Source organism: Streptomyces sp. NPDC058955, from assembly GCF_042741435.1.
Taxonomy (GTDB): domain Bacteria; phylum Actinomycetota; class Actinomycetes; order Streptomycetales; family Streptomycetaceae; genus Streptomyces.
The window spans coordinates 174,373-185,953 of record NZ_JBHYKM010000001.1; the positions used below are offsets into that span (position 1 = coordinate 174,373).

Annotated in this window: 8 protein-coding genes; 3 read left to right on the plus strand and 5 right to left on the minus strand. The window is 72.8% G+C overall.

Annotation, left to right across the window (positions count from 1 at the left end):
- Nucleotides 1-122 precede the first annotated feature (122 nt).
- The 5 genes from ACFW1I_RS00775 to ACFW1I_RS00795 form a co-directional block, all read right to left on the minus strand.
- Entirely contained in the window at nt 123-1,559 is a 1,437-nt protein-coding gene (locus tag ACFW1I_RS00775; protein ID WP_384664749.1) for a GH1 family beta-glucosidase, read from the minus strand.
- A 72-nt stretch (nt 1,560-1,631) separates the two neighbouring features.
- The gene (locus tag ACFW1I_RS00780; protein ID WP_384664751.1) at nt 1,632-2,540 is read right to left on the minus strand and encodes a carbohydrate ABC transporter permease; all 909 of its coding nucleotides are present in this window, start codon (nt 2,538-2,540) and stop codon (nt 1,632-1,634) included.
- 13 nt (nt 2,541-2,553) lie between these two features.
- A complete protein-coding gene (locus tag ACFW1I_RS00785; protein ID WP_384664753.1) occupies nt 2,554-3,558 on the minus strand; it encodes a carbohydrate ABC transporter permease in 1,005 nt (334 codons plus the stop codon).
- 128 nt (nt 3,559-3,686) lie between these two features.
- A complete protein-coding gene (locus ACFW1I_RS00790; RefSeq protein WP_384664755.1) occupies nt 3,687-4,997 on the minus strand; it encodes an extracellular solute-binding protein in 1,311 nt (436 codons plus the stop codon).
- 355 nt (nt 4,998-5,352) lie between these two features.
- The gene (locus ACFW1I_RS00795) at nt 5,353-6,366 is read right to left on the minus strand and encodes a LacI family DNA-binding transcriptional regulator (protein WP_384664757.1); all 1,014 of its coding nucleotides are present in this window, start codon (nt 6,364-6,366) and stop codon (nt 5,353-5,355) included.
- A 293-nt stretch (nt 6,367-6,659) separates the two neighbouring features.
- On the opposite strand from ACFW1I_RS00795, the gene ACFW1I_RS00800 reads away from it, so the two are divergent.
- The 3 genes from ACFW1I_RS00800 (at nt 6,660) to ACFW1I_RS00810 (ending at nt 11,478) form a co-directional block, all read left to right on the plus strand.
- Nucleotides 6,660-7,625 (plus strand): glycoside hydrolase family 6 protein, encoded by a 966-nt coding sequence (locus tag ACFW1I_RS00800; RefSeq protein ID WP_384664759.1) that lies wholly within the window; start codon nt 6,660-6,662, stop codon nt 7,623-7,625.
- A gap of 119 nt (nt 7,626-7,744) precedes the next feature.
- Nucleotides 7,745-9,025 carry a glycoside hydrolase family 6 protein gene (locus tag ACFW1I_RS00805; protein WP_384664761.1) on the plus strand — a complete coding sequence of 427 codons (1,281 nt, stop codon included), beginning with the start codon at nt 7,745-7,747 and terminating at the stop codon, nt 9,023-9,025.
- Between the two features lie 290 nt (nt 9,026-9,315).
- Nucleotides 9,316-11,478 (plus strand): glycoside hydrolase family 9 protein, encoded by a 2,163-nt coding sequence (locus ACFW1I_RS00810; RefSeq protein WP_384664763.1) that lies wholly within the window; start codon nt 9,316-9,318, stop codon nt 11,476-11,478.
- Nucleotides 11,479-11,581: the final 103 nt, after the last annotated feature.

Here is an 11,581-nt window from a genome sequence, read left to right on the forward strand (position 1 = left end):
GCCCCGCCCGCGGGGCCGGGGCCGGGCGGCGGCCCCCTCCGCGGGGGGGGCCCGGGGCGGGGGGGGGGGGCGGGCCGCCCGCCCGCCCGCCCCCCCCCCCCCCCCGGCCGGGGGGTGACGTCTCAGAGGCCCGGGATCGCGTTGCCGGCGATGGCCCTGGCGTACCAGCGGGCGCTGCGCTTCGGGGTGCGCAGCTGGGTGGCGTAGTCGACGTGGACGGCGCCGAAGCGCTTCGCGTAGCCGTAGGCCCACTCGAAGTTGTCGAGGAGGGACCAGAGGAAGTAGCCGCGGACGTCGGCGATGGCCTGGTGGATGGCTGCGAGGTGCTGCTGGAGGTAGGCGATCCGGTCGTGGTCGTGGATCCGGCCGTCCGCGGTGGGGACGTCCGGGAAGGCGGCGCCGTTCTCGGTGACCGCGAGGGCGAGGCCGGGGTGGGCCTGGGAGGTGGCCATGAGGAGGTCGTAGAGGCCGCTGGGGTCGATGGCCCAGCCCATGTCCGTGGTCTCGCCGGGCGGGAGGTGGAAGTTGACGTTCTCGGAGCCGGGCCACGGCGAGTGGTCGCTCTCGCCGTGGGCGTGGTTGGCCGCGCCCGTCCCGGGGGTCGGGGCGGAGACGACGGCGGGGGTGTAGTAGTTGATGCCGAGGAGGTCGATGGGGGCGCCGATGGCGGCCTCGTCGCCCGGCTTGACGAGGTCGTTCCAGTCGACGACGTGGGCGGTGTCGGCGAGGAGGTCGTCCGGGTAGCCGCCGGAGAGCATCGGGCCGGTGAAGACGCGGTTGCCGACGGCGTCGATGCGGCGGGCCGCGTCGAGGTCGGCGGGGTCCGTGGTGAGCGGGCGGACCTGGTGGAGGTTGAGGGAGACCGCGATCCGGGCGTGGGCGGGCAGCGCCGCGCGCAGGGCGGCGGTGGCACGGCCGTGGCCGAGGTTGAGGTGGTGGGCGGCGCGCAGGGCGAGGGCGGGGTCGGTGCGGCCGGGGGCGTGGACGCCGGAGCCGTAGCCGAGGAAGGCCGAGCACCAGGGCTCGTTGAGGGTCGTCCACAGCGCGACCCGGTCGCCGAGGGCGTCGGCCGCCAGGGCGGCGTACTCGCCGAACCGTTCGGCGGTGTCGCGTTCCGTCCAGCCGCCTTCGTCCTCCAGCGCCTGGGGCAGGTCCCAGTGGTAGAGGGTGGCCACGGGCTGGATGCCGGCGTCGAGGAGTTCGTCGACGAGCCGGCTGTAGAAGTCGAGGCCGGCGGCGTTGGCGGGTCCCCGGCCGCCGGGCTGGACGCGCGGCCAGGCCAGGGAGAAGCGGTACGCCTGGAGGCCGAGGTGGGACATCAGGGTGACGTCGGTGCGGTAGCGGTGGTAGTGGTCGCAGGCGATGTCGCCGGTGTCGCCGTTGGCGACCTTGCCGGGGGTGTGGGAGAAGGTGTCCCAGATGGAGGGCGTGCGGCCGTCCTCGGCGACGGCGCCCTCGATCTGGTACGCGGCGGTGGCCGCGCCCCACAGGAAGCCGGGCGGGAAGTGGAGGGTGTCCACGGCCGCGGGGACACGGGCGGTGACGGGCGTTGCGGGCATGACGGGGTCTCCCTCGGTCGGAGGTGGGCGGAGGTGGTCGGAGTTGGTCGGACAGGTGGGGAAGCGGGCGGGTCAGCCCTTGAGGGCGCCCTGGGTGATGCCGCCGACGATGTGGCGGCCGAAGAGGGCGAAGACCAGGAGCAGGGGCAGGGTGCCCATGAGCGCTCCGGCGGTGATGACGGACCAGTCGGTGGACCATCCGGTGCCCAGTCCGGCGAGGGCGACCTGGACGGTGGGGTTGGTGGAGCCGTTCATGACGATGATCGGCCAGAGGAAGTCGTTCCAGGACTGGACGAAGGTCAGCATGCCCAGGACCGCCATCGCCGGGCGGGCGACGGGGAAGACGACGTGCCAGATCACGCGCAGGGAGTTGGCGCCGTCGACGCGGGCGGCTTCGAGGAGTTCGGTGGGCAGCGCGTGGGAGAGGAACTGCCGCATGAAGAAGACGCCGAAGGCGGTGACGAGGACGGGCAGGATCAGCGCGCCGAGGTGATTGCTCAGCCCCAGGTTCTTCGTGAGGATGAACAGCGGTACGACGCTGAGCTGCGCGGGCACGGCGAGTGTGGAGAGGACCAGGCCGAGCAGGACCTTCTTGCCCCGAAAGCGGAGCTTGGCGAAGGCGAAGCCCGCGAGGACGGAGAAGGTGACCGTGCTGACGGTCACGGTCCCGGCGACGAGCGTGGAGTTGAGCAGGGCCACGCCCATGCCGCGCCCGCCGGCGTTCTCCCACACATAGCCGAGGTTCTCGAAGAGGTTGCCGCCCGGCAGCAGCGGCGGCGGGCTGGAGACGACGGCGTGGCTGTCGGTGGAGGCGGCGACCAGCGTCCAGTACAGCGGGAACAGCGAGGCCAGGGCGGCGAGTCCGAGGACGAGGTGGGCGAGTCGTCCGGCGCGGTGCTGGCCGCCGGCCCGGCCGGCCCGGGCGGAGGGTCGCGCGCCCGCCCGGTGGGTGCGGCCGGGGGCGGAGGTGGTGGTGGTCATGTCGTACTCCACGTCACTGGGAGGCGCGCAGGCGGCGGGTGATGAGCGCGTTGACGAGCCCGATGAGCAGCAGCAGACCGAACATGATCCAGGCCACCGCGCTGGCGCGCCCGAGCATGCTGGAGTGGAAGCCCTGGTCGTACATGAGGATGCCGAGGGTCTCGTACTGGTGGTCGGTGCCGCCCTGGTGGCCGCTCTGGCCGCCGAACAGGTAGGGCTCGCCGAAGAGTTGGGTGGCCCCGATGGTCGAGACGATCACCGTGAAGAGGATCGTGGGGCGCAGGGCGGGGACCGTGACGTGCACGAACTGCTTCCAGCGGTTGGCGCCGTCCAGGGCGGCGGCCTCGTACAGTTCGCGCGGCACGGCCTGCATGGCGGCGAGGTAGATGAGGGCGTTGTAGCCGGTCCAGCGCCAGGTGACGATCACGGAGATCGCGAACTGCGAGCTCCAGCGGCCGGCCTCCCAGTGCACCGGCCCGGCGCCGAACAGGCCGAGGACCCAGTTCGCCATGCCGCCCTCGGGGCTGAAGATGAGGGCGAAGACGAGGGTGGCGGCGGCGACGGAGGTCGCGTACGGGGCGAGGAGCGCCGTGCGCAGAAAGCCTCGGGCGCGGAGCCGGTAGTTCAGCAGGTGGGCGAGGCCCAGGGCCATGAGGAGCTGGGGGACGGTGGACAGGACGCCGAGGGTGAAGGTGTTGAGGAGGGCGTTCCAGAAGTAGTGGCTGACCTGGCCGGTGAACAGGTCCGTGTAGTTGCGCAGCCCGACCCATTCGGCGCGGTCGACGTTGTACAGGCTCACCCGGTGGAAGGAGAGCCATCCGGTGTAGAGCAGCGGGAAGAGGCCGAAGGCGCCGAAGACGAGGAAGAAGGGCGCGACGAGGGCGTACGGCGTGCCTTTGGTGTCCCAGCGGTGCAGGCGGCTGCGCCAGGACCGGCTCCCGGCGGGTCGGGCGGGGGGCGGCTGGGTGTCCTGCCGGACTTCGGGGCCGTTGCGGCTGGGTGCGGTCGTGGAGGCCACGGGCGGGTTCCTTCAGTGGTCACGGCCGGTCGCGTCGGTACGGCGAGGGGGCGGCCGGCCCACCGGTGACCGGCCGCCCCCTCCCCCGCGGCGACGGCCGGGGAGGGTCGGGAAGGGACGGGGAGGGGTTACTGGATGGTGCTGTCGATCTGGCGGACGGTGGAGTTCCACGCCTCTTCGGGGCTCTTGCCGTTCTGCTCCATGAGCTGGACGCCGGTGCCGAACGCCCCGGTCAGGTCCTGTGCGTGGGGTCCGGTCTCGGCGGGCTTGATGGCCTGGGCGGCCGTGGAGAAGATCTGTCCGGTGGCGGCGTCGGGGCCGATGTAGGCGTTCTTGTAGTCGACGACGCCGGGCAGGTCGTAGGCGGCCTGGTTGGCGGGGATGTTGCCGACCTTCTGGAAGACCTTGGCCTGCTGCTCGGGCGCGGTGAGCCAGGCCACGAGCTTCTTGGCCTCGTCGACGTGCTTGCCGGAGGAGGGGACGGCGAGGAAGGAGCCGCCCCAGTTGCCGGCGGCCGGGGGCTGGGCGATGTTCCACTTGCCCTTGTTGGCGGGGCCGGAGAACTGCTGGATGTTGGCCTGCTGCCAGGAGGGGCAGACGGTGGTGGCGAAGGAGGACTTGGAGAACGCGGTCTGCCAGGGGGTGTCGAACATCTTCAGCCCCTGACTGGTCTTGCCCTGGACGGCCCGCACGGCCAGCTCCCAGGCGGTCTTGACGCTGGCCGAGTCCTTGTAGGCGAGCTTGCCGTCCTTGTAGTACTGGACGGGGCTGCTGGAGACGACGGCGTTGAACAGTCCGGTGGCGCTGTCCATGAAGTAGGTGCCCTTCGGCGCCTTGGCCTGGTACCGCTTGGCCGTCTCGACGAACTTCGCCCAGTCGCCGGCCCACAGCTTGCCGACCGACTCGGGGTCGGAGGGCAGGCCCGCGGCCTTGAACAGGTCCTGGCGGTAACAGATGGCCATCGGGCCGACGTCGGTGCCGAGGCCGATCGTCCTGCCGTCGGCGGTGGTGGCCTGGTCCCACTTCCAGGGCAGGTAGTTCTTCTTCTCGACGCCCGGGGCGTCGGACAGGTCGGCGAAGGCGCCGGAGAGGTCGTCCGAGGTGGCCAGGGCTATGCGGCCGACTTCGAGGGCCTGGACGTCGTCGAGGCCGCCGCCGGAGAGCCGGGTCTGCAGGGCGGTCCAGTAGTTGCCCTCGACGGTGGTCGGGTTCTCCTTGATGGTGATCCCGGGGTGCTGCTTCATGTACGCGTCGTACAGGCCGGCCTCCTTGTACCCGAAGGTGCCGAAGGTGCCGACGGTCAGGGTGATCTTCCCGTCGGCGGAGGCGGAGTCGTCACCGGAGGACGAGCAGCCGGTGAGGGTGAGCGTCAGGGCCGCGGCCGCGGAGACGAGGGCGGCGGAGCGGGTGCGGACGCGCGGCACGGACGAGCGGGACATGGCATCTCCTCGATGCGTCAGGGGGATTGCGGGGTACGCCGGGCAGGGCCTCGCCTCGTCGGCGGGCGGTGCGGGGGTGGGCCTTCGAGGGCCCGGGGAAACCGTTCCCGTGGGCTGCTTCCCGAGATTGGGAGCGCTCCCAAAAGGCGGCGAGCGGAACCCTGCCTCTCCTGTGACGACCTGTCAAGGCCGAGGAGCAGGGAAAGGAAGGCCGGGTGCTGCCCAGGGGGAACGGAAGGGTGGAGACAGGGGTGGGGCACGGGGGTGGGGCACGGGGGTGGGGCACGGGAGGGTCCACGGGGCGACCGCGGGGGTGCCCGCGGGCGCCCCAGGGGGTGTCCGCGGGCGTGTCGCGTCAGGCGCTGGCGCGGGTGACCAGGCGCGTAGGGAGGATCAGCGGGGTGGGGTCCTGTCCGTTGATGAGCGCGACCAGCATGCGCGCCATCTCCCGTCCGAGACCCTCTATGGGCTGGTGCACCGTGGTCAGCGGTGGATCGGCGAACCGGGCCACGGCGAGGTCGTCGAAGCCGACCACGGCGACGTCGTCGGGGACCGACCGGCCGGCGTCGCGCAGCGTGCGCAGCGCGCCCGCCCCCATGTTGTCGCTGGCGGCGAACACCCCGTCCAGGTCGGGGTGGTCCGCCAGCAGGGCGGCCATGGCGTCGGCTCCGCTGGACTGGGTGAAGTCCCCGACCTCCGGCGGGTACGGCTCGATGCCGGCCGCCAGCATGGCGTCCCGGTAGCCGCGGTACCGGGCACGCCCGACCTCGGTGTCCAGACGTCCGCAGATCGTGGCGACGCGCGTCCGGCCGGCCGCGATCAGATGCTCGGTCGCGGCCCGGGCGCCGCCGGCGTTGTCGACGTCCACGTACCACCGGGGGTCTAAACCGACCGGGCGGCCGCCGAACACGACGGGCATCTCCGCCTCCTGGGCCATGCGGGCCAGTGGATCGTCCTCGCGCAGCGCCATCAGCATCACGCCGTCGGCGCCCTTGGACCGCAGCAGTTGCTCCACTCGTCGGCGCCCCCGGTCGGAGGCGGCCAGACACAGCATCAGGTGCAGATCGGCGTCTTCGAGAGCGGCCGAAGCGCCCACGATGACCTGGGCGAAGAACGGATCCGCGAAGATCGACGGGTCCTCGCCCGAGACGACCAGGGCGGCCGCGCCGGTCTGACGGGTCGCCAGCGCGCGTGCGGTCGGGTTCGGTACGTAGCCGAGCTGGTGGACGGCCCGTTCGACAGCCTCGCGTTTGGCGCGGCTGACGTGCGGGGCGTTGTTGAGCACCCGGGAGGCCACCGACCGTGAGACACCAGCCAGTTCGGCCACCTCGTCGAGTGTCGACTGCCGACGTGGCACACCTTCGGCCATGAGTGTCGCCTCCCTGTCACGGACTGAACGCACGGAAGGCTGGGAGCGCTTCCAGTTCCAGGACTGTAAAGCCTTCTTGCCGCTATGTGAAGTGCAAGTTAAACGGGGCCACTTGACAGGCTGATCTGGGCATCACACGATACCGGCCACAACCCCAGACATCCGGAGTGCGCACTGGGACCGCTTCCAGTGGGAGCGCTTCCACGAACTCCGCAGGTCCGAGGTCCCCGCGTACCGCACGCTCTGGACGAGAGCGGGCGGTACGACCGCCGTCAGGAAGCCGAGGTACGTTCATGCGCCGCAGAATCCGCGCCCTCGTCGCAGCCCTCTCCGCGCTGCCGTTGGCGCTCGCCGTCGCCCCGTCCGCCCACGCGGCGGACCCGACCAGCATGACCAGCGGGTTCTACGTGGACCCGAACTCCAGCGCCAAGCAGTGGGTCGCCGCCAACCCCGGTGACGGCCGGACACCCGCGATCAACGCGTCCCTCGCCAACACCCCCATGGCCCGCTGGTTCGGCTCCTGGAGCGGCACCATCGGCACCGCCACCGGCGCGTACGCGGGGGCGGCGGACTACCACGACAAGCTGCCCATCCTGGTCGCGTACAACATCTACCTCCGCGACTCGTGCGGCGGGCACTCCGGCGGCGGAGCCTCGTCGGCCTCCGCCTATGCGACCTGGATCGCGCAGTTCGCCGGCGGGATCGCCAACCGCCCGGCCGTCGTCGTCCTCGAACCCGACTCCCTCGCGGACTACGGCTGCCTGAACCAGGCCCAGATCCGCGAGCGCCAGGGCATGCTCAGCGGCGCCGTCGCCGAGTTCAACCGCCAGGCGCCCAACACCTGGGTCTACCTCGACGCCGGCAACCCCGGCTGGGTGAGCGCGGGGGCGATGGCCCAGCGCCTCCACGAGGCCGGGCTCCGGCAGGCCCACGGCTTCTCCCTCAACATCTCCAACTACTTCACCACCGCGCAGAACACCGCCTACGGCAACGCCGTCAACGGCGAACTGGCCGCCCGCTACGGCTACACCAAGCCCTTCGTCGTCGACACCAGCCGCAACGGCAACGGCGCCAACGGCGAGTGGTGCAACGCCGCGGGCCGCCGCATCGGCACCCCCACCCAGCTGGGCGGCGGCGCCGAGATGCTGCTGTGGATCAAGGCCCCGGGCGAGTCCGACGGCAACTGCGGCGTCGGGACCGGCTCCACTGCGGGACAGTTCCTGCCGGAGGTCGCCTACAAGATGATCTACGGCTACTGACCGCCGGCACCTCAGACTCCTGTGGCCCGGATTCCGCCGCCCCGCGACCGGGCCACAGGCTCCACCACCCCTCCTCCACCCCGTACCTCTTCTCCCCGCCCCTCCGACCAGGAGCCCTCATGAAGCCACGCAGCCTACGGCGCCGCGCGACCGCCGCCCTCGGTGCGCTCGCGGCCTGTGCCGCCCTCATCGCGACGCAGGCGCCGGCGCAGGCCGCGCCCGCCACGGACACGCTCACCCCGACCACGCGGTTCTACGTGGACCCGCAGAGCAAGGCCGCCAGGCAGGCGCTCACCGACCTCCGGAACGGCGACCTCGCGAACGCCGTGAACATGGCCAAGCTCGCGAGCTGGCCCCAGGCCGAGTGGTTCACCGAGGGCACGCCCGACGAGGTCCGCGCCAAGGTCAGGACCCTCATCCGCGAGGCCCGTGCGGTGAACCGCACCCCCGTCCTGGTCGCCTACAACGTCCCGGGACGCGACTGCTCGCAGTACTCCAGCGGCGGGGCGGCCTCCTCCGCCGCCTACCGGCAGTGGATCGACGCCTTCGCCGCCGGCATCGGCGACAGCAAGGCCGTCGTCGTGGTCGAGCCCGACGGCCTGGCGCTGCTCCCGAACGACTGCGGGCCGGACGTGGACCCGACGGGCGAACGCACGGCGACCCGCATCGCCGACCTCGCCTACGCGGTCAGGACCCTCAAGTCCAAGCCCCGCACCACGGCGTACCTCGACGCGGGCAACGTCCTGTGGCGGCCCGTCGGCGAGATGGCGCGCCGACTCCTCGACGCAGGCGTGCGGGACAGCGACGGCTTCGCCCTCAACGTGTCCAACACCCACCCCACCGACCACAACGCGCGCTACGGCACCTGGATCTCCAAGTGCATGTGGTACGCCACCGAAGGCCCCGAGCACGCCCGCGGCCACACCGACTGGTGCGCCACCCAGTACTACTCGCCCGCCGCGCCCAACGACGGCGCCCCGGGCAACGCCGTCGACTCCGCCGACCCCGCCACCTGGCGCTGGACCGACGCCTGGTTCGACCAGGCCATGGGAACCCCTCCGGGCGACGCGCTGCGCCACTTCGTCATCGACACCAGCCGCAACGGCCTGGGCGCCTGGACCCCGGAGCCCGGAAAGTACACCGGCGACCCGGAGATCTGGTGCAACGCGCCCGGCCGCGGGCTCGGCCCGCGTCCCACCGCCGACACCGGGGTCCCGCTCGTCGACGCCTACCTGTGGGTCAAGATCCCCGGTGAGTCCGACGGCAGCTGCACCCGGAACACGGGCGGCACGATCGATCCCGAGTACGGCATCGTCGACCCGCCGGCCGGCACCTGGTGGGCCGACCAGGCCCACACGCTCGCCCGCAACGCGGCCCCGCGGCTGACGTTCAACCGCTGAGACCGCACGCCGGCCGCCCGCTCGTGCTGCCCGTGCAGTTCCGCACGGCCTCCCCTCGCCCCGGCCACCGCTCCCCCCGGCGGCCGGGGCCTCGCGCGTTCCGGCGACCGGGGCCTCGCGCGTTCCGGCGGTCGAAAAACCGCTCCGGTCGGGCCCGTTGACGGTGGCGGCGGGACGTCATTACGGTGCGCACGAGATCCCCGGCACATCGACCCCTGTTCGACACTTCGGTACGTGGGAGCGCTCCCAGCCTCCCGGTGCCGATCGACCACGATCCACAGGAGCCGCTCATGCCCCGCACCACTCCGTCGTTACGCCGCCGCGTACGCCTCTCCACCGCGCTGCTGGCAGGGACCCTCCTCCTCGGCGGCCTCGCGACCGCCCCGCCCGCCGTGGGCGCCACCGCCGCCGCGGCGGCGACCACGGCCGTACGCGTCAACCAGGTCGGCTACCTGCCGGACGGCCCCAAGCGGGCCACCGTCGTCACGACGGCGACGCAGGCGCTCGCCTGGCAGTTGCGGAACGCGTCCGGGACGGTGGTCGCCTCCGGTTCGACCGTCCCGCGCGGCGCGGACACGCCCTCCGGGCAGTCCGTCCAGGTGGCCGACTTCTCCTCGTACCGGAGCACGGGCTCGGGATACGTCCTGGCGGTGGACGGCAGCAGCAGCACGCCGTTCGACATCCGCGCGGACCTCTACGACACGCTGCGCTCCGACGCGATGGCCTTCTTCCACCACCAGCGCAGCGGCATCGCGATCGACGCCTCCCTGGTGGGCTCCGCCTACGCACGCCCGGCCGGTCACCTCGGCGTCGCCCCCAACAAGGGCGACACCTCCGTCCCCTGCCAGGCCACCGTGTGCGACTACTCCCAGGACGTCAGGGGCGGTTGGTACGACGCGGGCGACCACGGCAAGTACGTGGTGAACGGCGGCCTCTCCACCTGGCTGCTCGTCAGCTCCTTCGAGCGGGCCGAGCGGGCGGGCAAGGGCGCGGCGCTGGGCGACTCGACCCTGCGGGTGCCCGAGCGCGGCAACGGGACGCCGGACGTCCTCGACGAGGCCCGCTGGGAGCTCGACTTCCTGATGCGGATGCAGGTGCCCGAGGGCAAGCCGTACGCGGGCATGGCGTTCCACAAGATCCACGACGCGGCCTGGACCGGCATGCCGCTGCGCCCCGACCAGGACGCCCAGCCCCGCGAGCTGCACCGCCCGTCCACCGCCGCCACCCTCAACCTCGCGGCGGCCGCCGCGCAGTGCGCCCGGGTCTTCCGCCCGTACGACGCCGCGTACGCCGACCGCTGTCTGTCCGCGGCCCGCCGGGCCTGGACGGCGGCGCAGGCCAACCCGGCCCTGTACGCGCCGGCTTCCGACAGCACGGGCGGCGGCGCCTACGAGGACACGCGGGTCACCGACGAGTTCTACTGGGCGGCCGCCGAGCTGTACGCGACGACCGGCGAGAGCGCCTACCGGGACGCGCTCACCGCCTCGTCCTGGCACACCTCGGCCGACGCCCTCGGCCCGTACGGCTTCGGCTGGGCGGACACGGCCGCGCTCGGCCGGCTCGTCCTGGCCACGGTCCCCAACGGGCTGCCCGCCACCGATGTCTCCCGCGTCCGCTCCTCCGTGATCGCGGCCGCCGACGGGCACCTCTCCCGGATGGCCGCCCAGGGCTACGCGGTGCCGACCCCGGCGGACGGCTACTTCTGGGGTTCGAACGGCAACATCGCGAACAACGCCATCGTCATGGCCGTCGCCGGCGAGCTGACGGGCGACGGACGGTACGCCGCCGGCGCGCTGGAGACGATGGACTACCTGCTGGGCCGCAACGCCCTCGGCGTGTCGTACGTGACCGGCTACGGCGAGTCGTCCTCGCAGAACCAGCACCACCGCTTCTGGGCCCACCAGTTGGACGCCTCCCTGCCGCACCCGCCCGCCGGGTCGCTCGCGGGCGGACCCAACAGCGGGCTCCAGGACCCCGTGGCCAAGGAGAGGCTGACCGGCTGCGCACCCGCCGCCTGCTACATCGACCACATCGACTCGTACTCGACCAACGAAGTGGCGGTCAACTGGAACGCCCCGCTGGCCTGGCTCGCCGCCTACGCCGCCGAGCGGACCTCCGGCGGCGGCGAACCGCCCACCGCCGCCTGCGCGGTGACGTACACGGTGGACAACGCCTGGAACACCGGCTTCACCGCGACCGTCACCGTCAGGAACACCGGCCCGACGGCCGTGGCCGGCTGGCAGCTGGCCTGGGCCTACCCGGGCGGGCAGCGCGTCACCAGCGCCTGGAACGCGACCGTCACCCAGAACGGCACCGCCGTGAGCGCCCGTGACGCCGGCTGGAACGGGACCATCGCCCCGGGCGCGACCGCGAGCTTCGGGGTCCAGGGAACCCACGGCGGCACCAACCCGTCCCCCACCGGCTTCACGCTCAACGGGAACGCCTGCACCTGATCCGCCGCGCGGGGGGGGGGCGGCGGCCCCCCCGCCCCCCCCCCCCCCGCGCCCCCCCCCCGCGCCCCCGGCCCCCCCCCCCCCCCCCGCAACCCGGCGCCCG

Bases quoted from the DNA above. Each gene is read 5' to 3' on its own strand.
- ACFW1I_RS00775 (WP_384664749.1), bottom strand. From the start codon at position 1,559: ATGCCCGCAACGCCCGTCACCGCCCGTGTCCCCGCGGCCGTGGACACC.
- ACFW1I_RS00780 (WP_384664751.1), bottom strand. From the start codon at position 2,540: ATGACCACCACCACCTCCGCCCCCGGCCGCACCCACCGGGCGGGCGCG.
- ACFW1I_RS00790 (WP_384664755.1), bottom strand. From the start codon at position 4,997: ATGTCCCGCTCGTCCGTGCCGCGCGTCCGCACCCGCTCCGCCGCCCTC.
- ACFW1I_RS00795 (WP_384664757.1), bottom strand. From the start codon at position 6,366: ATGGCCGAAGGTGTGCCACGTCGGCAGTCGACACTCGACGAGGTGGCC.
- ACFW1I_RS00800 (WP_384664759.1), top strand. From the start codon at position 6,660: ATGCGCCGCAGAATCCGCGCCCTCGTCGCAGCCCTCTCCGCGCTGCCG.
- ACFW1I_RS00805 (WP_384664761.1), top strand. From the start codon at position 7,745: ATGAAGCCACGCAGCCTACGGCGCCGCGCGACCGCCGCCCTCGGTGCG.
- ACFW1I_RS00810 (WP_384664763.1), top strand. From the start codon at position 9,316: ATGCCCCGCACCACTCCGTCGTTACGCCGCCGCGTACGCCTCTCCACC.